24 protein-coding genes are annotated in these 22870 nt (G+C 47.3%); 13 read left to right on the forward strand and 11 right to left on the reverse strand.

The genetic code is table 11. The features are described from left to right. The first annotated feature begins 112 nt into the window (after nucleotides 1-112). From C7I86_RS12830 to C7I86_RS12850, 5 genes are all read left to right on the forward strand, one after another. Nucleotides 113-568, forward strand: coding sequence for an RNA-binding protein (locus C7I86_RS12830; protein WP_010873639.1), 456 nt, complete (start codon nucleotides 113-115; stop codon nucleotides 566-568). A gap of 222 nt (nucleotides 569-790) precedes the next feature. Continuing rightward, complete coding sequence (rpiA, locus tag C7I86_RS12835) at nucleotides 791-1498, forward strand: ribose-5-phosphate isomerase RpiA (RefSeq protein WP_010873640.1); 708 nt, start codon at nucleotides 791-793, stop codon at nucleotides 1496-1498. A gap of 55 nt (nucleotides 1499-1553) precedes the next feature. Further along, nucleotides 1554-2105: a TolB family protein gene (locus tag C7I86_RS12840; RefSeq protein ID WP_010873641.1), complete on the forward strand. Its 552-nt coding sequence runs from the start codon at nucleotides 1554-1556 to the stop codon at nucleotides 2103-2105. Nucleotides 2106-2161: 56 nt separating this feature from the next. After that, a complete protein-coding gene (locus C7I86_RS12845) occupies nucleotides 2162-2524 on the forward strand; it encodes a hypothetical protein (protein WP_223211286.1) in 363 nt (120 codons plus the stop codon). Next, nucleotides 2512-4173, forward strand: coding sequence for a phospholipase D-like domain-containing protein (locus C7I86_RS12850; protein ID WP_010873643.1), 1662 nt, complete (start codon nucleotides 2512-2514; stop codon nucleotides 4171-4173). Before C7I86_RS12845 ends, C7I86_RS12850 begins: the two co-directional genes overlap by 13 nt. Before the next feature lie 103 nt (nucleotides 4174-4276). Here the strand turns inward: C7I86_RS12850 and C7I86_RS12855 are convergent, their stop codons facing one another. Then, complete coding sequence (locus tag C7I86_RS12855) at nucleotides 4277-5536, reverse strand: DUF4912 domain-containing protein (protein WP_010873644.1); 1260 nt, start codon at nucleotides 5534-5536, stop codon at nucleotides 4277-4279. Nucleotides 5537-6152: 616 nt separating this feature from the next. On the opposite strand from C7I86_RS12855, the gene egtC reads away from it, so the two are divergent. Continuing rightward, nucleotides 6153-7028, forward strand: a complete 876-nt coding sequence (gene egtC, locus C7I86_RS12860; RefSeq protein WP_020862095.1) for an ergothioneine biosynthesis protein EgtC — start codon at nucleotides 6153-6155, stop codon at nucleotides 7026-7028. Here egtC and sigC read toward each other — a convergent pair. Beyond that, a complete protein-coding gene (gene sigC, locus C7I86_RS12865) occupies nucleotides 7025-8239 on the reverse strand; it encodes an RNA polymerase sigma factor SigC (RefSeq protein ID WP_010873646.1) in 1215 nt (404 codons plus the stop codon). The two genes, egtC and sigC, sit on opposite strands and share 4 nt — an antisense overlap. Before the next feature lie 306 nt (nucleotides 8240-8545). On the opposite strand from sigC, the gene C7I86_RS12875 reads away from it, so the two are divergent. Continuing rightward, nucleotides 8546-9451 (forward strand): CoB--CoM heterodisulfide reductase iron-sulfur subunit B family protein, encoded by a 906-nt coding sequence (locus tag C7I86_RS12875; protein ID WP_010873647.1) that lies wholly within the window; start codon nucleotides 8546-8548, stop codon nucleotides 9449-9451. Nucleotides 9452-9494: 43 nt separating this feature from the next. On the opposite strand, the gene C7I86_RS12880 is transcribed toward C7I86_RS12875, so the two are convergent. The 8 genes from C7I86_RS12880 to C7I86_RS12915 all read right to left on the reverse strand — a co-directional run bounded on the left by C7I86_RS12880 (nucleotide 9495) and on the right by C7I86_RS12915 (nucleotide 16119). Beyond that, entirely contained in the window at nucleotides 9495-9788 is a 294-nt protein-coding gene (locus C7I86_RS12880) for a YggT family protein (protein ID WP_010873648.1), read from the reverse strand. Between the two features lie 198 nt (nucleotides 9789-9986). Further along, the gene (locus C7I86_RS12885; protein WP_010873649.1) at nucleotides 9987-10766 is read right to left on the reverse strand and encodes a pentapeptide repeat-containing protein; all 780 of its coding nucleotides are present in this window, start codon (nucleotides 10764-10766) and stop codon (nucleotides 9987-9989) included. A gap of 120 nt (nucleotides 10767-10886) precedes the next feature. Continuing rightward, nucleotides 10887-11063 carry an NAD(P)H dehydrogenase subunit NdhS gene (locus C7I86_RS12890; protein ID WP_010873650.1) on the reverse strand — a complete coding sequence of 59 codons (177 nt, stop codon included), beginning with the start codon at nucleotides 11061-11063 and terminating at the stop codon, nucleotides 10887-10889. A gap of 207 nt (nucleotides 11064-11270) precedes the next feature. Continuing rightward, entirely contained in the window at nucleotides 11271-13256 is a 1986-nt protein-coding gene (locus C7I86_RS12895) for an ABC transporter ATP-binding protein/permease (RefSeq protein ID WP_010873651.1), read from the reverse strand. Nucleotides 13257-13393: 137 nt separating this feature from the next. Next, on the reverse strand, nucleotides 13394-14017 hold the full coding sequence (locus C7I86_RS12900; RefSeq protein ID WP_010873652.1) for a hypothetical protein: 624 nt from the start codon (nucleotides 14015-14017) through the stop codon (nucleotides 13394-13396). Nucleotides 14018-14176: 159 nt separating this feature from the next. Further along, complete coding sequence (locus C7I86_RS12905; protein ID WP_010873653.1) at nucleotides 14177-14380, reverse strand: type II toxin-antitoxin system HicB family antitoxin; 204 nt, start codon at nucleotides 14378-14380, stop codon at nucleotides 14177-14179. Nucleotides 14381-14382: 2 nt separating this feature from the next. Then, entirely contained in the window at nucleotides 14383-14598 is a 216-nt protein-coding gene (locus tag C7I86_RS12910; RefSeq protein ID WP_020862091.1) for a type II toxin-antitoxin system HicA family toxin, read from the reverse strand. A 15-nt stretch (nucleotides 14599-14613) separates the two neighbouring features. Further along, on the reverse strand, nucleotides 14614-16119 hold the full coding sequence (locus C7I86_RS12915; protein WP_010873654.1) for an efflux RND transporter periplasmic adaptor subunit: 1506 nt from the start codon (nucleotides 16117-16119) through the stop codon (nucleotides 14614-14616). 256 nt (nucleotides 16120-16375) lie between these two features. Here C7I86_RS12915 and C7I86_RS12920 point away from each other — a divergent pair, with 256 nt between their 5' ends. After that, on the forward strand, nucleotides 16376-16792 hold the full coding sequence (locus C7I86_RS12920; RefSeq protein WP_010873655.1) for a 1,4-dihydroxy-2-naphthoyl-CoA hydrolase: 417 nt from the start codon (nucleotides 16376-16378) through the stop codon (nucleotides 16790-16792). A gap of 94 nt (nucleotides 16793-16886) precedes the next feature. After that, nucleotides 16887-17036, forward strand: coding sequence for a hypothetical protein (locus tag C7I86_RS18765; RefSeq protein ID WP_162098354.1), 150 nt, complete (start codon nucleotides 16887-16889; stop codon nucleotides 17034-17036). Nucleotides 17037-17138: 102 nt separating this feature from the next. Here the strand turns inward: C7I86_RS18765 and gltX are convergent, their stop codons facing one another. Continuing rightward, nucleotides 17139-18590, reverse strand: coding sequence for a glutamate--tRNA ligase (gltX, locus tag C7I86_RS12925; RefSeq protein WP_010873656.1), 1452 nt, complete (start codon nucleotides 18588-18590; stop codon nucleotides 17139-17141). A 169-nt stretch (nucleotides 18591-18759) separates the two neighbouring features. Here gltX and C7I86_RS12930 point away from each other — a divergent pair, with 169 nt between their 5' ends. The 4 genes from C7I86_RS12930 (at nucleotide 18760) to C7I86_RS12945 (ending at nucleotide 22799) form a co-directional block, all read left to right on the forward strand. Next, a complete protein-coding gene (locus tag C7I86_RS12930) occupies nucleotides 18760-20382 on the forward strand; it encodes an AAA family ATPase (protein ID WP_010873657.1) in 1623 nt (540 codons plus the stop codon). Nucleotides 20383-20451: 69 nt separating this feature from the next. Then, complete coding sequence (locus C7I86_RS12935) at nucleotides 20452-21231, forward strand: peptidylprolyl isomerase (protein ID WP_010873658.1); 780 nt, start codon at nucleotides 20452-20454, stop codon at nucleotides 21229-21231. 167 nt (nucleotides 21232-21398) lie between these two features. Further along, nucleotides 21399-21626 carry a ferredoxin-thioredoxin reductase variable chain gene (locus tag C7I86_RS12940; protein ID WP_010873659.1) on the forward strand — a complete coding sequence of 76 codons (228 nt, stop codon included), beginning with the start codon at nucleotides 21399-21401 and terminating at the stop codon, nucleotides 21624-21626. Nucleotides 21627-21752: 126 nt separating this feature from the next. Beyond that, complete coding sequence (locus C7I86_RS12945) at nucleotides 21753-22799, forward strand: hypothetical protein (protein ID WP_010873660.1); 1047 nt, start codon at nucleotides 21753-21755, stop codon at nucleotides 22797-22799. Nucleotides 22800-22870: the final 71 nt, after the last annotated feature.

Here is a 22870-nt window from a genome sequence, read left to right on the forward strand (position 1 = left end):
CGTCATAAACTTGGTTAACTGTTAGCCCAATAGTCAACTTTTTTAATATCCAACAGGGCCCTTTGCCCGAGCAATTTCTCCTACAGAAAATATCCCCGGAGGTATTTAGATCATGTCCATTCGTCTCTACGTCGGTAACCTACCCAAAGAATCCATTGAGCGGGAAGCACTGCAGGAAGTATTTGCAGAAGCCAATGCTGTTGTTTCCACCAAAGTTATCAAAGACCGTAAAACGGGTAAATGCCGGGGATTTGCTTTTGTAACGGTTTCCACTGACGAAGCGGCGGATGAATTCATCGAGAAATATAATGGTCAATCCTTCATGGATAGCCCTTTAAAAATCGAGAAGGCTAACCCCCGCTCCAAGGATGACGAAGAAGGGGGCAGTGAAACTCCGGTGGCCAGTGGGGAAAAAACTAAGCAACCCCGCACCGATAAAAAACGGACTAATAAAAAAGCCGCGGCCACTAGCACTAACACCAGCACTGCTTCTGAAGGTTTCCAGCCCGACCCCCGTTGGGCAGACCAGTTGGCCCAACTAAAAGAAAAACTGACAGCGGCCCAGTAGGTCCACAGGTTTTCCTGAACCGGAACTGTTCTGATAATGTTCGCACTGTAGAGATTTCGGCGATCGCCGGATTGCTTTGTCCTGTTTAGAGTTTAATAAAAAACGCCATAGAGCCTAGAGAAAGGTTGGGTAATTTGGAGTGATAGGATTTTGCCCAATGTCACTCTGATTGGTCCATTAATTAAAAAATTTAAAACAAAAAATAACGGAGGTTAAATTTTTATGGCTGAGCTAGATGCGGCCAACTTAATGAAACAGGCAGTGGGTAAAGCCGCCGCTGACCGAGTTAAATCCAACACCATTGTTGGTTTGGGTACCGGTTCCACCACCGCCTACGCCCTGGAATTCATTGGCGATCGCCTGAAAAAAGGAGAATTGGAAAATGTAGTGGGCATTCCCACTTCCTTTCAGGCGGAAGTATTGGCCCGTAAATATGGCATTCCCCTAACCACGTTGGATGTGGCGGATCGCATTGACATTGCCATCGATGGAGCGGACGAAGTTGACCCCCAGAAAAATTTGATCAAAGGGGGAGGGGCCGCCCACACCAGGGAAAAAATTGTTGACGCCTTGGCGGAAACTTTTCTGGTGGTGGTAGACAGTGGCAAATTGGTGGATAAATTGGGTTCCACTTTTTTACTGCCGGTGGAAGTGATTCCCATGGCCCTAACTCCTGTAATGCGAGCTTTAGCTAAATTAGGTGGTAAACCAGAACTACGCATGGGGGTGAAAAAAGCTGGCCCCGTTGTCACTGACCAAGGTAACCTCGTCATTGACGTTAAATTTGATGCCATTACCAACCCAGCGGAGTTGGAAAAAACCATTAACAATCTCCCCGGTGTGTTAGAAAACGGCCTATTTGTGGGGGTAGCGGACGTAATTTTGGTAGGGGAAATTATTGACGGCCAACCCACGGTGCGGGAATTCTAGTTCTCTCTCAACTCCATCGTCTTAACTAGAGTCAAGGTGGGAAAATAGAAGGGATATGGATACCCTTTCCCCCAGACTTTACCTCCAAACATTCACTAACTTGCTCAAGCGGTTTTTAACTTGGGCAGGTTTGTTGCTTTTATTGGGGGGTTGTGGCTATCCCCGTTACTTGAGTCTTTCCTTTGACCGCAGTGGCCGGGGCGTTAACAGTGCCTCCGAGGAAATTTTTCCCCAGGTCACCTATCCCTTTTTGGTCTTTACCTCCGACCGCAACGGGACCCAGGGAATTTATCTATACAATCTCCAAAATAACCGCCTGGAAACCCTGCCCCGCCTCAATGCCCTGGACCAGGTGGCCAGTCATCCCACCATTACTGAGGACGGACGCTATATTGTCTTTGCCCTCAGTCGCCAAGGGAAGACTGACATTGTCCTTTACGATCGCCAAACGGAACAAAAGCGTAATTTAACCGCTGATTTAGCCGCCGACACTAGAAATCCCGTCATCAATGCCAACGGCGATCGCATTGCGTTTGAAGTGGCCCAGGACGGCCAGTGGGACATTATGGTAATGGATGCCCAGGGCAAAATTATTACTACCCCTTAACAATTGCAAAACTCCTGGGCCAAGAGAATTAGAATATGACCAAAGTGCTAACACCAATGAAACCTATTTCCTTTCCCCTATGGTTGACTCTCTGCTTTGGTGCGGTTGCATGCACTGCAATTAAAGAACTGCCCCCGGTGCAGGCCGAGCCGATGGAAGCGAATTTGCCCACAGTTGCCACCATCACAGAGTTGGTCAATGGAGATTTAGCTTGTTATGTGGACTTGATGGACAGTCAAGGTAATCAGTATCAGGGGCTATACGCCGCCTTTGAAATTTGCGAACAGGTTGCCCTGATTGGCCAAAAGGTCAAACTCACCTATCAACCCTTATCCTTTAACGATTGCCAGAGTAGTGAGCCCTGCGGTAAAAGTAAGACCGAGTTGGCGATCGTCCAGATTGAACCATGGGAAAACTAAACAGAGGCTGGAAACCAAACCCCGTTGTCATTTTTGTTGCCCTGGCCCTACTAGTGGCGATCGCCGTCATTGGCATTGGCAAAGTTGATCCATTGGGGTTAGGACAATCCCTGGCCCGACCAGATCCTTTACCACAACAAGAGGAGATCCAGGTTTACTTTAACCTCAACAATGCCAAGGGAGCCGATTTCATTGACCCAGACCGCGACTTTAAACGTCAGGGGGACAATTTTGAGCAGATAATTCTGGAGCAAATTGACCAAGCCCAGTCCACCATTGACCTAGCAGTACAGGAATTACGCTTACCTCGCATTGCCCAGGCATTGGTCGAGAAACAAAAGACCGGGGTCCGGGTCAGATTGGTGCTGGAAAATACCTATAACCAAACCATCAAAGAAGCAGTAGAAACAGAAAAGGATCCCTTCCGTTACCGTGGTCCCCTAGCCTATTTAGATCAAAATCAAGACGGTCGCATTAGTCCCGCAGAAAGCGCAGAACGGGATGCCATTGAAATTCTCCGCACTCAGAAAATTCCCCTCATTGACGACACAGAAGATGGCAGTAAAGGCTCAGGCTTAATGCACCATAAATTTATGGTCCTGGATAATAAAACGGTCATTGTAACTTCTGCTAACTTTACCCCTAGCGACCAGCATGGCGACTATGATGACAATTTTACTCGAGGCAACGCCAATAACCTATTGGTGGTCCAATCCCCCGCTGTCGCCCATCTTTTCACAGAGGAATTTAATCTACTTTGGGGGGACGGGCCTGGAGCAGAAAAAGACAGTCTCTTTGGTATTAATAAGCCCAGCAGACCAGCTAAAGTGCTAAAAGTAGGAGAGACAACGGTAACAGTAAAGTTTTCCCCCGATCGCCGAGCAATCCCTTTTCCCAACACCAGTAATGGTTTAATTGCCCAATACCTCAATCAAGCCCAACAAAAAATTCAATTAGCATTGTTTGTTTTTAGTGAACAAGCATTATCTAATGTGATCAACCAAAGATTTCAAGCGGGCACGGAGGTTAAAGCTTTAATTGATCGGGGATTTGCCTTTCGTTACTACAGCGAAGGGCTGGATCTATTGGGAGTAACTTTGCTAGAAGACTGCCTAGAACAACCTGGTAATAGTCCCTGGGCTTTGCCAACTGAATTTGTCGGTACCCCGGCCCTACCAAGGGGAGATAAATTACACCATAAGTTTGCCCTGGTGGATGATGACACCGTGATCACCGGCTCCCACAATTGGTCCCCCGCCGCTAACCACAACAACGATGAAACGGTATTGGTTTTACAGAATGCCCAAATAGCAGCCCATTACCAACGGGAATTAGACCGACTTTATGCCGTCACAGAATATGGTTTACCTCCCACAGTACAAGCCCGCATCGATCGCCAGGAGCAGGAGTGCGCCAATCCCCGACCTAGCCCTAAGCCCCTGGCAAAAGCAACTCCCAATCGTTTGGTGAATTTGAACCGAGGGAGTCAAGAGGAACTGGAAAGTTTACCCGGCATTGGCCCCAGCACCGCCGAAAAAATCATCTCCACCAGGGAGCAAAAGGCTTTCACTTCCCTAGAAGACTTGGGCCGGGTCAAAGGCATTGGTCCCAGCAAAATCGAAGGTTTACGGGGCAAAGTTACCTGGTAAAAAAATCCCGACCAAGGAAACAGCAATAACTCACATCCTTTGGCCGGGAAATTTATGATTTATCTCGTTTAAACAATGGCAAATAAATTGGAAACGAGCCAATCTAGCTAAACCATTCCGGTACGGCTTCTTCCTTTGTATTGGTGTTACGGGAAGGAGTCTCTCGGGTAAACTTCATATGCACATTACGGGTTTGTTCCCCATCCACCGCTACAGCCACAATGGGATAGTCAATCAAGCCATCTTGGAAGGACATTTGGAAACGGAAAGTGCCATCTTCATTGAGTTTAATCGGACGGCCACCAATGGTCACCGTGGCATCGGGTTCTGTGGCACCGTAAACAATCAGTTCAGCATCGGCCACCAACCAGAACTGCCGGGGACGGACTGGAGCTTCCGAAGCCATAAATTCCCTGCTGGAAAGGCCATAACCCATGCCAATGCCGGACATATTCAATCCAGAAACATTGGGAGCAGCCCACAGACCCACCCCGGAGGGAAACACATAGGAACTCAAGGTTTGCTCATGGGTGATGGAACCGGGTACATGTTGCATAGAACCGTAGAGGGAACCGGCCATCCGCATTGCCTCCGCTCCCTGGGCCATGTCAAATACTTGGTCATACACAGCGGTGGAAACTCCCACGGGCCGTTTGCTGGGGGGAACCAATTGGTAAATGGTTTTACCTTGGAGGTCTTCGTCCCAATTGACGGTGACAAATACTTCCTCCACCCAGTCGGAGGGATAAACGGGGGGAATGCGAATGGGGGTGGAACGGGCCAGGGTGAGCCAGCGACCATCAAAGGTGCGGTAGCCAATATCTAGGGCATAATCCCGGTCACTAACGGGGATCGGTAAATACCATTCCCGGGCCAATTCATCACAGAGATATTCCTGAACACTGTGGGGGCTGGCGGTTTGCCAATCGAGGTCAGTTACATCGTAGAGCCGTAGGGCCAATTGCTGTCCCCCTTGACTGCGGAGAGCATCTTTATGTTCTTTGGGAATATCCCAATAGGCGTAGGCCCACTGGGGATCCCTGGGCATGAGGGTAATGCGGCTTTCACCATAACCACCGGGCAAATCCCCCAAAACTTCATCAACGGCGGTGAGGGGAGCGCCAACTTTATCATCTTGACCAAGTTCAAATTTAGAAGCTTCCACAGCTTGTTCCTCCTGGGGACGGTTAAGGGGTTTGACAGAAAATGGGGCAGGGGCAGGTTTGTTGAGGGCTTTTTCCACCTCTGCTAGTAGCTGGGATTTACGCATCCGACTGTACCGGGAAATATTACATTCACTGGCAACTCGGCGTAATTGTCGCAGCGTCATGTCTTTGAGGGAGGGTCGGTCTTCTTTAGCCATAACAATTACTCTGGGTTTATGGGACAGTCCATACTACGGGTTTCCACAATCAGCCCGTGGAAAGAGGATGGGTTTAGTTACTTCCAATGGTGGATACAGGGGGAGCAAAGGTGAATGTTGTTAAAGTTCCTGACCTTGAGCCAGGGCGATCGCCGGAGAGAGTCCTACGGGGATCACGAACTTCACCTTTTGTAACATGGAGCAGCGGCGGAACGTCAAGGGGATCAAAACCCCAAGATCACCGACTACTACAGAGTTTCAGGCATTTCACTGAATCCTATGTCATGAATCCTTGATTTATTTTGTGAAGTTTTATGTTTTTTGCTCCCATCAATTCCGGAGTGAAGCGGCAAAAGTCAAGTTTTCTTGATAATCAACCCAGGCGCTGTGACAATCTCTTAACTGTCATAGTGTCCATGGGGTAGGTGGGTGAGGAAGTTATTATCTAGAGGTGTGTGAGGAGTAAGTTGAAGCCCCCGGAGTCGAAACAAGGAAAGACGCCCAGGGGCTTTTTCTTGCCTTTTTTTTGCCCTGAAAGATTTTTCAAGCTGGTCTATGCTCCCCGTAAAAGTTCGGGATGGGCAGCCACTGTCCTTTGGTTTCCCCGTCGGTAGGGATGATTTCAGCGGGCCGCCAAGATTATCAAAAGTTTTTTATGTGTCGTCTTTTAGGGTATCTGGGTCAACCACTGCGACCAGAGCAACTAATTTATCGCCCGGAACATTCCCTGATTGTCCAGAGCTATCAACCCCAGGAAATGACAGCGGGGCTTTTGAATGCTGACGGTTTTGGCTTGGGTTGGTTTGACCAGGAAAGTTTGCCCAATCCCTATCTCTACAAAAATGTCCTGCCCATTTGGAGTGATATTAATCTGCCCCACTTGAGTCGGTATATCCAGTCTAGTTGTTTTGTCAGTTATGTCCGTAGCGCCACACCGCCGTTGGCAGTGGATTTGACTAATTGTCAGCCCTTTACTGAGGAAGGACTTTTATTTGTCCACAATGGCTTTATTAATAATTTTCGCACCACTCTCTACCGGCCTCTACGCAATTTATTGAGCGATGCCAGTTATCAGTTTATCCATGGCACCACCGACTCGGAACATATTTTTGCCCTAATTTTGGATAATCTCCGGCGGTTAAGGCAAACTTCTCCTGGTGATAGTGATTGGGCAAAGACGAGCTTAGGAAAAGCGTTGGAGGCAAGTTTACTGACGTTGGTGGAGTTGGCTCGACAACATGACACGTTTTTTTCCGCCAATATTCTGCTGGCCGATGGTCAGCGCATTGTGGCCTGTCGTTATGCCAGTCGTCAACCGGAACCTAGTCTATATTGGTTGGCTAATAGTGAGCGGTGTCCGGGGGGAGTGATTGTGGCTTCGGAACCCCTATTTGCCGACCAAAAATGGCAGGCCTGTCCCTCCCAAAGTATTTTGGTAATTAATAGTCCAGAGGCGATCGCCGTTAAAGTTTTAGCGAATTCAGTGGCCTAACCCAAATTTTCGTAATAGTCCCGGATGCGGTCCCGGCGGCGGGGATGGCGCAACTTTTGCAGAGCCTTAGCTTCAATCTGTCGTACCCTTTCCCTCGATAAATTCAAAATACGCCCAATTTCAGATAGGGAGTGGGCTACGCCGTCTTGAAAACCAAAGCGCAGGGCGATTACTTCCTGTTCCCTGGGGGTCAAATCTAGCAAAATTTCCTGCATGTCATTCTGGAGAGCCTCCCGCATCAATTCATCCTCCGGCGACTGGGTGTCGGTTTCCAGTAAATCCATTAGCTCCGTATCCTTATCCTGCCCCACCTTGAGTTCTAGGGAGACGGAACGGGGCACTTGGGTCAGCACTTCCCGCACCTGCTCCGGGGTCATGCCTAATTCTTCCGCCACTTCGTCAATTTTCGGAGTGTGGCCCTTTTCTTGGGAAATTTTCCGCTGGGCTCGTTTGATTTTATTTAACTTCTCGGTGATGTGCACCGGCAAACGAATCATACGACTCTGGGTGGCGATCGCCCTGGTGATGCCCTGACGAATCCACCAGTAGGAATAGGTGCTAAAGCGGTAACCCTTGGTGGGATCAAATTTTTCCACCGCCCGCTCCAACCCCAGGGTGCCCTCTTGGATCAGATCTAAAAGTTCCAAGCCCCGATTTTGGTATTTCTTGGCGACGGAAACCACTAGCCTTAAATTGGCTTTGATCATGTGGGCTTTGGCCGTAATGCCCTGCTTTTCAATATTCTCTAATTCTTCCACCGTCAACCCCGCCAACTCCGCCCATCGTTTTTTACCGCTTTTGAGGGTTTGCTTAAGGGTCGCTACGGTTTGCCCGAGGATTTTGGCCCAACGTTCATAGGAAGGACGATGACCCAACTGGACTAAAAGTTGATCGTGGACGGCGATCGCCGTTTGGTATTGGTCAATGGCAGCATCGGATTCTGCGGCCCGATTTTGGATTTCCACTAGGCGGAGATAGCTTTGCACCTGCTGGGCTATGTGCACCTCTTCATCTCGCTTCAACAGGGGAATGCGACCAATATCCTGGAGGTAAAGGCGCACTAAATCAGTACTAAATTGCTGACGATGGGCTACAGCGGTGTATTCCAAATCCTGGGAGTCTGCCGTTAAATCCTCTTCCTCCAGCGGCAACATAGCTTCCAAATCTCGTACATTAGTCAGTGGCGGCTCATCGTTGCTTGGTTTAGTCATGGAGGTCCGGGGGTGACTGGGACTCGATGTTAAGTCAAGGGTAACATTCTTTAATTGTCTATTTTTTTGTCGGCGCTGCCCCTACAAACTGTTCCGACTATAGTCGGGGTTTGCCTGGACAATATGGTTCTATAATCCCGGTCTCTCCATTGTAAACCTTTCAAAAAATCTATGGCCGATGGCAGGCTTTTCCATTGACGGAGAGCATTAAAGACGTTGACTAAACTTAGTGGGGAATGGCGTTTTTTGTTCCCCGACCAAAAGCCCACGATATACTGCCTAGAGAGAACACTTCCCGTCGCCGCCATGATTACTGCCCTTGAATATGCCTACTTTCCCGGTTGCGTTGCCCAGGGGGCCTGTGGGGAATTGCACCTGGCCACCACCGCTCTGAGCAAAGCTTTGGGCATTAAATTATTGGAGCTAAAAAAAGCTTCCTGTTGTGGCTCTGGCACCTTCAAAGAAGATTCCCAACTGTTAGAAGATAGCGTTAATGCCCGCAATATCGCCTTGGCAGAACAGTTAAATTTGCCCTTATTAACCCATTGCAGTACCTGTCAGGGCGTAATTGCCCATGTGGACGAACGGCTAAAAAAAGCCCAAAAAGATGACCCAGCCTATGTGGAACAAATCAACGGTTACCTAAAAAAAGAAAGCTGTGCTCCCTATCGAGGCTCCAGCCGGGTGACCCATTTACTCTGGGCTTTGGTACAGGATTTTGGGCTAGAAGCTTTGGCCCAGCGGGTCAGGCAAAGTCTAACTGGCCTCAACTGTGCTTCTTTTTATGGTTGTTACCTGCTCCGGGCCCAGGAAAATTTGCCGGAAGCTAACCCTTTTGATCCCCAATCTCTGGAAAAAGTCTTTACTACCCTAGGGGCTAACCCCATTTACTACGAAGGTCGTACCCAATGCTGTGGTTGGCCCATCTCCAGCTATGCTACGCCCCAATCTTTTCAACTGGCCGGCCGGCATTTACAAACGGCGATCGCCGCCGGGGCCGATTGTTTAGTTACCCCCTGTCCCCTATGCCATCTGCAACTGGATTCCCGTCAACCGGAAATTGGTCAGGTATTGGGGCAACCATTAAATTTACCGGTGTTACATCTGCCCCAATTGGTAGGTTTGGCCCTAGGCATTGATCCCAAGGAGCTGGGACTTGACCGCCATGTGGTTTCTACTACCCCAGTGTTAGCTAAGCTTGGTCTTACTTAACTTATCTAACAATTAGTTCAGGCAAATAAGGCTTAACTCGGGTTTACTGCAAGCGACTGGCCATGGTGATCAGCCCCTGCTGACCGATAAGAATTTCCCGTAAAAAGGTACAGATGAAGACCCAGAGGATAGGAGCTAGGTCAACGCCGCCGATGGGGGGCACTAGCTTACGCAGGGGAATTAATAATGGCTCGGTGGGTAGGGCAATGAGCTTCCATGGCCATTTAGTCAGCTCTACCTGGGGATACCAAGTGAGAATAATCCGAAAAATAAATAACACCGTCATCACTGCCAGCAGAATTCCTAAGCCCTGGCCGACGATCGCCGCATAATTCATATTTTTTCTGTGCCCCAACTAGGCTGAGATTTTGGCAAAAAGGTCTGCTTTGATTTTAGGCAAATTGGCGGTCAATCTTCAAATGAGGAACTAGGCCGGCAAGAATTAAGCGCTGATTATGCCCTGTGCATGGGTCACTATTTCTATGGTTTTTCCCTGGCTTCGTAGGCGATCGCCGCTAACCACAGTTTGATATTCCTAGAGTCCCACTAGGGGTAGTAAATATTTAAACGCCATGGAAGCCACCCCCCGCACAATGGCATCCAACTGGGGATTTCCTGCCCCCTGACGTCGGGCCTCCTGCATATTGGCCAAATCTTCTAAAAACTGCTCTGAAGTTTTAACCCCCACCTCATCCTGGTTTTCCTCAAACAATAACTGGGCATATTCCACATTTTGTTTAGCGGAAGCTTCATTGCCAATTTTCAGCAAGGTCAAACCCCGCCCTAAATATCCCGGCGCAAATTCCGGGTCCAGGGCCAAGGCTTGGTCATAGTGGTTGAGGGCAGATTGATAATTTCCCTTACTGGTTTCTAACAGGCCCCAGCCATAGAATAGTTGGGGAGTGCCGGCTGTATTCGGAACGGCTTTGGCCCCCTGCATATAGGCGGTTTCCAAATTGGTATTGATAAACGTCGCCCGGTCAAAATAGGCTTCCCGAAAATCGGTACCATCGGTGATCGCCCCGTTTAAATTTGCCCCCGACAGATTAGCCCCATTCAAGGAAGCGGAAGTTAAATTAGCACCGGAAAGATTCGCTCCCGTCAAATCTGCCCCCGACAGATTGGCCCCCGATAAGTCCGCCCCCGTCAAATCCGCCCGGGTGAGGTTAACCATCACCAAGCCTGCCCCCCGCAAATCACAGAGGGGACATTTTTTAGTGGATAGCAGTTGGGTCAAATCCTCAAAGTTGGCCCCGTGGGCAGCGCCAGCAAAGGTAGTTAGGCCCAGGGCCACAAGAAAGGGACGAATTTTCATGGGTTAACGCCAAGGGAACTGCACTTAAAATTGCTCTCCATTCTAGCCAAATATCTGGATAGTCCCCACCCCCATGGCCGCAACTCAGTTATGGAGGGGTCAAGCCATGGAGCAAAGTGCCTAGATGGGTTTGACTGCTTCCAGTTCCGAGAGCCGAAAAGTGACTAATTTGTCCCAGTTGCCATTTTCAAATAGGACTGCAGCCTTACCGTCACTAACCCGTTGAACTAAGCCTTCAAAGCGATAGTAAGTATCATCAACATTGGTGACTCGCACCGTTGCACCGGGAAAAATCATAATGGCTACCTGATTTTGGATTGGACAATTCTAGCAAAGGAGCAGGTTTTCTTTCGCCCCTAAACCTAGAGTTAACCATAGAAATATGTGGGGGGAAGTACTATGGGCTAATCTTTGGTTGGGGGCTGGGATGGGTCTTGGGATTTATTTATCTTTGACTCAACCCGGGTAGTTCAAATGGATCAGATGGAATGGCGTGAATATCGATTAATTGTTAATGGGGCTTATTTGCCACCGTCCCTCTGCCTGAACTTCCAAACATTGCCGGTGAAAATTTCGCAGGGTAGGTCGATGTCCCACGCTGATGAAGGTTGTACCCAAATCCGTCAGAGCATGGTAGAGTTCCGCCTCGTTATTCACATCCAGAGCGCTGGTGGCTTCGTCGAGGATGGCATAGCGGGGTTGGTTGATGAAAACTCGGGCTAGGGCAATACGTTGTTGTTCCCCCAGGGAAAGGACGCTGGACCAATTTTCCAGGCTATCCAAACCACCAAAACGCTCGGCTAAGTCCGGTAGATTAACCTTGTTTAAAGTTTCCAAGAGAAAATCGTCGTCCGCTATGGATTGGGCACTGGGGTAAATCAACTGTTCACGCAGGGTGCCCAAAATCATGTAGGGCCGTTGGGGTAAAAATAATAAGTCCGCCAGTTCAGGTCGTTCAATGGTGCCTTGACCGCTGTCCCATAAACCGGCGATCGCCCGGAGGAGAGAGCTTTTGCCACTCCCGCTTGGGCCCATGATCAACAGATGGTTACCGGGAGCCACGGCCAGGGATAAATCCCGTACCAAAATCCGTGAGGAATTGGGGGGAGAAAGGGTGACATTTTCCAGGGCAACGGTGGCACCAATACGGGTTGTGATAACGTTGTGGTCAAAACCAGTACTTTCCGGCCGTTCCAATTCATTGCTGGGGCCATTTAAAGATTCGTAAAATTCTCCTAAACGGTTAATGCTGGCGGCAAATTCAGTAATATTTTGAATCTGGTTGGTTACTAGAGATAGGGCAGAAAGGACCATGCCAAAGGCCAAACTAGCTTGGGCGATCGCCCCGAAGTCCAGGTCTCCTGCGAGGTAAAGGGGGGCGATAATAATATAGGGAATTAGCCTGGTGAAATAGTTATAGCCTAGCTGAAATAGGCTGATTAAAGCTTGCCAAATAATTAGTAAATTAAAGTTTCTAATCGCCCCTAGCAAACGATCCGTAACCTGTTTCCGCTCTAGCCCTTCTCCCCGGTAAAAAGCGATGGATTCGGCGTTATCTCTTACCCGCACCAAGCCGTAACGGAAATTAGCTTCCAACCGCAGTTGTTCATAGTTAATGCGGATTAGCCTAGTGCCAATGGCGATCGCCACCACTGTCCCGAAGACCGCATAACCAATCAACCCCCACATAAGGGTTTGGGAAATGGTGTAGAGGATGGCGGTAAAGGAAATTAAGGTGAGGATGGAGTCAAGGATATCCAATAAAAAATCCAGAGTAACCCCGGTAAAGGATTGGATATCCTGGGTTATCCTTTGGTCGGGATTATCAATTAAGGTATAGGCAGAATTGGAGTCGAGATGATAGTAGGAACGCCCTTTAAAGTAGCGGCCAAGAAAGTGTTCCGTCAGCCATTGCCGCCAGAGCACCCCTAACTTTTGTCGTAAATAGCGGTAGGCCACAATGATGGGAATAGCCACCACAATGACAATGCCATAAATCCAGAGAAATTGCCAAAATACTTCTGCATCTTTGCCGTTTAAAGCTGTATCAATGAAGCGAAAAACAAAGCTTAAAATAACGTTTAAGCCGTTGACAACAAATAGTAGAGATAATAATACGCCCAACAGCAACCACTGGAGCCACCGTTGTTGTAATTTTTGGCGCTGGCTGATGAAAACAGCCCCGGCCATGGCCAAGGCCACTAAACCGATCCAAGGAGCCGGGGAATTGATCAGACCTTGTACCCCATCTACCAAACCCTCACCAGATTTAGCAAAAAAGTCAGGGAAAATTGCTGTGGCCCAGAGGGTCAACCCCATGGATAAAAATAGGGTCAAGGCCACCACCACCACCATGAGGGCCAGGATGAGACCGAGAAAAACCCGAGTTTGCTTTTGCCCCACCGGATAAAAATAGGGCTGGGCAGTTTCAACAAAGCGGTGCCACAGTTGGCGATCAAACTGAAAACGCTTGGCTTGGGCTTGGGTCATAATTCTCAAAAGCCGGATTGAACATTAGTGTGTTGAGTAATGGAATCTACGGATGTCATTCAAACAGTCAAGGACTGTGAAAGTTACTCTACAAAATGAATAATTGAGTATTTTACTTATTATAATAAGTCATAATTTTAATCAGATTCTAACAAGCATTTTTGAAGCGCATCTAGTCGCTCATTTTCATCATTTATACGAAACCATTTTTGTGAATTTACTAAATATTGGATGGTCATTTCATCAATTTTTCTTGGCCCACTATTTTCTTCTTTTATAAGATTGGTGGCTTGAATCACGAGATTTTCAAAATTCAATATATTCATGTCATTTATTAATGATATTGCTTCAAACATAGACTTGAGTCCATGGGAAAGTTTACCAGAATAAATGCATATTTTTTCATCGGGAGGGGTAAAGTAAGTTATTCCAAAATTAGTTAAGACTTTAGCATCAGAAAACATTTGAAAGCAGGGAATGCCGTAGAGAATGAAGCAAGGCAATTTTGTTATCCTTGAGAGTTCAAATATTTGATTAATAGAGCGATCATTAGGCGGCTCACATTTAACTTCAACCCAGAAGTCAAGCTTCGGAAAATAAAAATCTGGGACATATAATTCCCGATTTGGCAGCTTAAATGTTTTTGGCTCGTATTCAAAAAAAGCTCCGATCATTCTAAATATTGATGCCCAGGCTGCTTCTGTTCTGCCTCTAAAATAAAAACCATTAAAATAGGTTACTTTGCCTTTATTTATATTCATAATTTAATACTTTTTTAGATTCGATTCTGATTTTGCCTGAGTTTATATTCAAAGAAAAGACTTAAAAACTGGAAAAAAGCAACCTTTTTACTAATAACGAATAAACTAACTTTAATAAGTCTAAGTTAATATCTTCTCCCCAATAATGAACATCAAGCACTAGGCCATAAATAAAAGTGGTTTAGGATTGGGCAAAGGTTGATCATCTTTTGTTAATAAACCTAATACCTGCTGGGCATTATCAAAAGCCTCTTCATAGGTTTCACCATGGGTAACAGGTTGCATCACTGTTTCAAACTCAGGTAAAAAGACAACAAAGCAATTGTCTTCATTTGACCATTGAATAACGATTGTATATTTCACCGTTAACTGTCCTCTTGATCAAGTTTTTGCAACATAGCAAGGCTATTCTTTACCTGTTTTTCAAGGTATGGTTTGGCATCACTGCCATCATTTCCACAAATAATGATAGCTTGCTCCAGTTTGGGATGCTTCCATTTACTATGACTTCCCTTCCCTGACTCAACGGTAAATCCTGCTTTGCTAAGTAGACTTTTTAGTTCTCTAATTTTCTTGGGCATTTACTACTGAATGGGTTACAGGGAAGACTCGAGCTTTTCAGGGGAACTGTTACTAGAAGGAGTGGCCGCACTGGCAGGCTCAATGGCTATGCCGTCCCGCAATTCCAAAATCCGGGACACCGCCACCCGCTCGCCGGCTTTGACTCCAGAAAGAACCTGGTAGGATTGCCCCTGGATACCCCCCAGCACCACTGGGGTTTGTCGAGCCACCAATTCAGTACTGCTCGTGCCATCTTTGCCTTCGCCCTGGGTGTTTTTAGGTTGGGCCACAAAAATGAACTGCTGGGCACCGATGGAAGTAACCGCTGTGGTGGGAATCAAAAAGCCCGGTTGGCGATCCCAAATAATTCTCACTCGGACGTACTGGTTATTCCGCAGGCTGCCATCATTTTTGAAAATAACCTTGGCCAAAATGGACTGATCGTTGCGGTTGGCGGTGGGGGAAATAAAGCTGATGCGTCCCACTTCCCCAGCTTGGCCATCACTGCGAACAACTTCCACGGGCAAACCAAGGCGCAGATCGTTATAGCGTTCCACTGGCACGTTAATGTCCAGTTCAAATTCGTTGTTGTTGGTAATGGTGGTAAAGCTTTGCCCCGTGCGGACAAAATCACCAATTTGCAACGGTAAGTTACCCACTACCCCACTGACGGGGGCTAAAACCCGGTTATAAATTAATTCCTGGGATGTGGCTCCCAATTGGCCTTGAGCTTGCTCGATCGCCCCTTTTTGGGCATTGATGGTGGCCCGGGAAGCACTGACCCTCTGCACGGCGGCTTGGTAATTATCCTTAGCCTGCTGTACGGCAGACCGGGAAGCAGACACACTGGACTGGTTAGCTTGAACGGTAGCTTTGGCCGCCTGGACTGTTTTTTGGGCCGCTTCGGTGTTGGCCCTGGCATCTTCCAATTCAGTGGTGCGATTGTCCAAATCCTGTTGGGGTTGCACCCCCGTTTCCACTAAAAATTGGGCTCGTTTGAAGTTAATTTGGGCCAAGTTAAGATTGGCCTGGGCCCGTTTTAGATCCGCTTCCCTAGTTTTCAGCACTTCCTGGGAATTGGCCAGATCGGCGATCGCCCGGGCGAGGTTGGCTTCTTGGGTAGTAACAAAAGACTGGGCCGCATCCCTTTCCGATTCGGAGGTGCGGAGATTGGCTTCGCTGACCTGAAAATTAGACCGCTGAATGTTGAGATTACCCACAGCGGCATTGACATTTTCCTGTTGCTGGGTCGGTTCCAACAGTAAAATTGGGTCGCCTTCATTCACCTGCTGACCCCATTGGGCGTAAATTCGCAAAATACGTCCATCAATTTTCGGGGCCAGCTCGACAAAGTTGGTAGCCACTAGGTTGCCGACAAACTCGTTGCTATCCACCACAGAGCTGGGTTCCAGGGTCTGTAACTGCACCGGAATTGCTCTGGGGGCATTGGCCCCTGGCTTGTCCCCTCCACAGGCGGTGTTGAGCAGGGCAAGGGCCACCATTGAGCCGATCACAGGGAATTGGGAGCGTTTTCTAACCATGGGAGTGTAAAAGCCGAAAAACGACGCAACGGAAATAGTTAATTGACTCAGGTGAACAAGATGGCCGAGAAAAGCCAGCAAGGAAGGTAATCTAAGGTTATTGTATCCACTAGTTCAGGGATTGATGGGCGCACAATTCTTAATATTTTTGACCATTGTTGCTGATTTCCAGGCTGATTGACTGTGGATTTTTGTGGCCAGTTCCAGAACAGGTGGAGTAGTTCAAGGGATAGTGGTCGGTTAACTGGGGGGGACTATGGGGACATTTACCTATGAAAGGCAAGTTTACCTGGCGGACACGGACGGAGCTGGGGTGGTTTATTTCAACCAATTTTTGCAAATGTGCCATGAAGCCTATGAAAGTTGGCTGTCATCAGAACATTTATCCCTACAAAATATCATTAGTGTCGGGGATTTTGCCTTGCCCTTAGTCCATGCCAGCATTGATTTTTTCGCCCCTGCCCACTGCGGCGATCGCCTGTTGGTGAACTTGACCATTACCCAGGCTAGTGCCCATCGTTTTTGCTGTGATTATGAGATTAGCCAAGCCGAGTCTGCCCAACTGCTGGCCCGGGCCCAAACCCACCATGTCTGCATTGCCCTACCGGAAAGGAAAAAAGCGCCCTTACCCCAACCCTGGCAAACGGCGATTTGTGATTTGGATCACCCGTGAGGGGTGATTGTCGTCATTGTCAAACTAAATCAAAACATTAAACTTAGACTGGTGAGATTTAGCCTGGCGATCGCCTGGGCTTTGGGTGATATCTGTGAAAATTTCTTCCCAACCGTTGCGACCCTCCCCCTACAAGGCCTACCGAGACCCTGATACGGGACAATGGCGCATCGCTAAACAAAATCGGGAGGAGCAGAATAATAATTCCCCCAATGCCACGGATCAAGACCAGGACAATGGCTGAAAGACCGGAGAGACGGTTAAGGTTTTTGACCCAAGTTTTTCTCAGTTCCCCCCTTCTCCTATGGAAAAGCACGGGGTTTTTACGACATTCGATAACCCAATATTATTCAGCGGCGATCGCCTGGGTGAGACGGGTTGTAGCCCAGCCTTTCTGCTGTAGTAACAACCAGGATTGCAGTAGATCTGGCCCCTGCACAGTGCCCATCAGCCCAGCCCGGAGGGATTTCATCACCACGCCTTTTTTCAGACCCAATTCCTTGGTCAAACGATTAATTTCCCCTTTGGCTTCATCCAAAGTTAACTCGGGTGTGTTTTGACTAAAGGTTAACGCCGCTTCTAACACCGCTTTAGCTCCCTCCACAGCCAATTGCTTTTGTCCATCTTCCTTGAGTTCCAGGCGATCGCCAAAGAGTAATTGACTTTCTGTGGCCGCATCGGTGAGCCTAGTCAAACTGGGGCCGATTAGAGTGGCCAAACCTACCAACCAGGCTTGATCCCTATCCGGATCAACTTGATGGCCCCCGGCTTCCAAGTGGGGAATCAATAGGGGCACTAATTCCGCCGCTGGTAAAGCGTGGAGATATTGACTATTGATCCAATCCAATTTTTGCCAATCGAACTTAGCCCCAGCTTTGTTAACCCGCTCCAAACTAAATTGCTCTGCCGCCTCCGCCAAAGTAAAAATTTCCTGGGTCGAATCCGGGGGAGTCCAGCCCAGCAAGCACATATAGTTGGCGATCGCCTGGGGCAGAAAACCCATGGCCCGGAAATCATCGATGGAAGTTACCCCGTCTCGCTTAGATAATTTTTTGCCCTCCTGGTTCAAAATTAACGGCGTATGGGCAAAGGTGGGCACCGCACCTCCCAAAGCTTCGTAGAGCAAAATTTGCTTAGCGGTATTGGCAATGTGGTCTTCCCCCCGGATCACATGGGTAATGGCCATGTCAATGTCGTCCACCACCACTGCCAGGTTATACAATGGCTGGCCAAAGGCTTCTTCAGGATTTTCCGATGCCCGGGCAATGACCATATCACCACCCAAATCACTGCCCTGCCACACCACCTGGCCCCGGATTTGATCCTGCCAAACAATCTGGCGATCGTCGTCAATGCGAAAACGGATTACTGGTTGACGACCTTCAGCCCGCAAAGCCTGCTCCTGGTCTGGAGTCAAATTGCGGTGGCGATTATCGTAACGGGGAGCTTGGTTCTTAGCCTTTTGGGCTTCCCGCATTTGTTCCAATTCTTCACTAGTGCAGTAGCAACGGTAAGCCAACCCCTGGTCCAGCAACTGTTGAATTGCTTTGCGGTAATGATCCAGCCGTTGGGTTTGGAAAAAAGGCCCTTCGTCCCAATTCAAGCCCAACCATTGCAAACCGGACTGAATATTTTCCGTATATTCCGCCTTGGAGCGTTCCAAATCCGTATCCTCCACCCGCAGAATGAAAGTGCCTCCGGTGTGACGAGCAAACAACCAATTAAAAACGGCGGTGCGGGCAGTCCCAATATGGAGATTACCAGTGGGGCTAGGGGCAATGCGGACACGGACAGTCACAGGTTTTCCTCGTTGCAATGGTTAACAATTTTCCGGGCGGTTATCCATCCTAACCCAAAGCTTTGCCTCCATTAATACCTCAAGACATTTACCATTACCCGATCGCCTCCGGTGGTGGGGTTACGATGGGAGAAAGGAATTGCCTCGTCACCACCCATGAATAAGCTTCATGAATAACCTTACTGATCAGCTTGACACGTCTGTTCAAGATCCCTTCCTGAGTTTGTTGCAGACTCTACAAAAGGCTGATTTTTATCCCCATCCTGTCCAAGAACCGATTCAATGTTTGCAAACCCATTGTTCCGTGGTGTTTTTAACGGGAAAGTATGCCTACAAGCTAAAAAAGCCAGTTAATTTAGGTTTTTTGGACTACTCCACGGCGGAAAAGCGTCAGCATTTTTTACAAGAAGAATTACGTTTAAATTCCCTCGTCGCACCGGACATTTACCTGGAAGTGTTAACAGTTCAGTTAAAAGATAACCAATGGCAATGGCAGAAAGAAGAAGATTCTACCGATAATTCCCAGCCCAAGGATTATCTTTTAAAAATGGCTCAATTTCCCCAGGATTGCTTGCTTTTATCCATGTTTGAGCAGGGCAAGTTATCCAGCCAAGACATCGTTGACTTAGCAAAGAAGGTGGCGGAGTTTCACCGAGGAACAACAACGAACGAAGAAATTAAGAGCTTTGGCGATCCAGATGTAATTTGGCAATCGGTGTCGGATAACTTTTTGGCCACAGAAAAATATCTAGGCATTGCCCAAAGCCCCGAGCAATATCAAGCAATTCGCCAATTTAGTGAAAAATTTTACCAAACCCAAGGTTATATTTTTCGAGAAAGACAGGCCATGGACAAAATCCGTGAATGCCACGGAGATTTACACCTGAGGAATTTGTGTTACTGGCGCAAAAAAATTCAATTATTTGACCGCATTGAGTTTAACAAGCCCTTTCGTTTTGTGGACGTAATGTATGACATTGCCTTTACGATGATGGACCTCCAGGCCAAAGACAGAACTGATTGGGCTTATTTATTTTTAAATACTTATTTGGAACAAACAGGGGATTGGCATGGTTTACAAGTGTTACCCTTTTATCTTTGTCGCCAGGCCTATGTGCGGGCTAAAGTAACTTCTTTTCTACTAGATGATGTCAATTTAACTAAAATAGAAAAGGATCAGGCTTTAGTAACAGCTAAAGATTATTACCGGTTAGCTTGGCAATATAGCCAACAGGGGCAACAACAAAAGAAAGAAATAGTTTTAATGGCCGGGCTATCAGGGTCGGGAAAAAGTACCGTTGCCAAACAAATTGCTCAACTTTTACCAGCTATTCATATTCGTTCCGATGCAGTGCGCAAACATTTAGGCGGAGTACCTTTAAATAAACGGGGGAAAGCTAATTTATATAGTCAAGCTATGACGGAAAAAGTCTACCATTCATTACAGGATTTAGCCTCTCTGGCGGTCAAATCCGGTTTTAATGTCATTCTCGATGCCAAATTTGACCGGGAGCAATGGCGATCGCCTATGGTTGAATTAGCATTACGGGAGCAGCTTTCTGTAACCATCATCCATTGCGATGCCCCCATAGAAGTTTTAACAAAACGCTTGCAGTCTCGCCGGGGTGATGTTTCCGATGCCAATGAGACATTGTTGCTCCTCCAAACCCTGGATTGGGAAGATTTCACCGAGTCCGAAGACCCCTTGGTGTTTTACCTCGATACCTCTGTTGTGGAAGAAGACCATTTACCCGAGGAACTTTTACGGATATTTCTCCCTTCCTCTGATTGATGTTTAGGTCAGCTTGGGCTAGGGTTATGGAGCAATCAAGCTATATTGTGCGTTAGGAGTTGGCTAATTATGTCGGTGGTGTTGACGGTCGGCGATCGCCAAGTGAGAGAAGACGAGTTGTATCCCCTGATGGTGGAATATCAACTATTGCCCCATTTAGCCAGGGAAATTCTCCTCGACCAGGCCATCGCCCATATCCAACTGACCCCGGAAGAGCAACAGCAGAATTTGGCGCTTTTTTATCAACAGACTCAGATTACTAACGAAGAACAAAGACAGGCTTGGTTAAAGCAATCTGGCATGACCCTGGAACAGTTGGAAACGTCCATTCTCCGCACCGCTCGCCTGGAAAAATTTAAACACCAAACCTGGGATGACCAACTGGAGGGCCATTTCCTCAATAGCAAAGATAAATTAGACCAGGTTATCTACTCCCTGATCCGCAGTCGAGATTCCGGCATTGTTCAAGAACTATATTTTAGGATTCAGGAAGGAGAGGGAGATTTTAGTGCCCTAGCTCGGCAATATTCCGAGGGGCCAGAAGCCCAAAATGGTGGTTTGATTGGCCCTGTTGAACTAAATGTACCCCATCCCCAAATAGTCCAACTGCTAAAAAGCACCCCCGCCGGGAAACTCTGCCTGCCGATCGCCGTTGGGGAGTGGTGGATTTTGCTCCGACTGGAAAAATATATTTCTAGTCAACTGGATGACAATATACGGCAACGACTGCGCAATGATCTGTTTCAAACCTGGTTAAGCCAACAAATCCAAACCAAAATTCAGTTTGCCCTTCCATCCATCCCCAAAGCATCCCAGGTAGATCCTGATTTGGTCACAGCCCAGGAGTGAACTGTCCTTATTAATCATTGTCCTAGAAAGTCCCCTACCAAGGTAATGCTTGCTTAGCGGTGGCTAACCTATGCAAAAATGGAAACTCTATGTCCACGGCGCCATTTTTTGGTTTCCTGGCCCCTAGACCTTGTCAATAAACTAAGCCAACCCTAGAGAAAAGCCCTATGAATGTCGGCGATCGTGTTCGAGTCACCTCCTCCGTTGTGGTTTACCACCATCCAGAACATAAAAAAACAGCCTTTGATTTACAAGGTATGGAAGGGGAAGTGGCCGCCGTATTGACCGAATGGCAGGGCAGGCCCATCAGCGCTAATTTGCCGGTTTTAGTCAAGTTTGAACAGCGTTTTAAGGCCCATTTCCGTCCGGATGAAGTTACCCTGATTGAAGATTAGTCGTCCTATCTTCAATGTAGCGCCGTTGCTTTCTCGATTACCTGCTTAATCAAGTTGACTAAAATATTGATTGAGCTAGATTTAACTCCTTTCAGTAACACTGGAAATTTCTCCCAAGCTTCGCCCATGGCTAGATCAAACAAGGACGATAATCCATCCCCAGAATCAGGTCGAGAACAGCCCTGGTGGAATCGTCCCGTGTTGGGGAAAGGGGGTCTAATTGAAGGTATTATCCACAGCAAACAAGAGGTACCGGAAGAAGCTTTAATTGAGCGGAAAAAACACGCCAATGACCTCTATATTTTTGCTAAAACCGCCGAGGCGATCGACAGTCCCCAATTTTTAGATCAAGAATTCATCACCTATATCAAAATCCAATATATGTTGGACAATGATCTGGGGGAATATGCGGGACTTAAACAAAGTTACCGATACTTGGAGCTAGCCATTGACGTCAAAGATTTGCTTCTGTTTATTAACCAAACCGAACTGAGATATCGGGGCTATAAACAACAGGAATTTTATGACCAAGTACCTGAAATTCTCAAGGAATCAGAGGACGCTGAAACCTTTAAACAAAGACTAGAACGCACCGTCGTTGAAGCCATTGCCCAAACAAAAACAGCGGAGGGTAAAGAAGCTCTCGACCATTATGCTGACAATCTCAAGCAAATCTCGGACAATCCCCTGGGGCTAAATTTATTGAGGAGATTTCACTCCTTTGAGCAGTCAGATTATTCTGTTTTAGCTAGTATTTCTGACTTGATTCGCAATATTGAAATTCGCAACGTTAATGATCTGGCTATCCTGACTCATTTGGTCAATAAAAACATTAATCTTTTTGATAAAATTAGCCAAATTGTTCAGATACCACCAGAAAAAAATAATAGTCGTTCCTTCGCTTTAATAGTGCAATTTATTGCTCTGAACCATCAACATCGCAACACAGTTCTAAAGTTTGAAGAGTTAATCAAAGTATTGCGCCAATGGTTGAGGTACTATAGTTTGATTTTTAATATTCAACAATCCTATCCTGAAACGGATTATAAACAACCACCAGAGTTCACAGAACCAATCCCTGGGGAGAAAGTTTATCGTAAATATTTAAATGCTCTAACGGATAAGAATCAGCAGATTTACTATTATGACCTGGGGCAAAATGCGCCCCTATAGAGTTTGAGAAATTTTATCTTCTTTGTTCGTAATCAACGAATAAATTTTGAAGGTTTCTAGGTGACTTTCCC

This window comes from Synechocystis sp. IPPAS B-1465 (genome assembly GCF_003015225.1).
Lineage (GTDB): Bacteria > Cyanobacteriota > Cyanobacteriia > Cyanobacteriales > Microcystaceae > Synechocystis.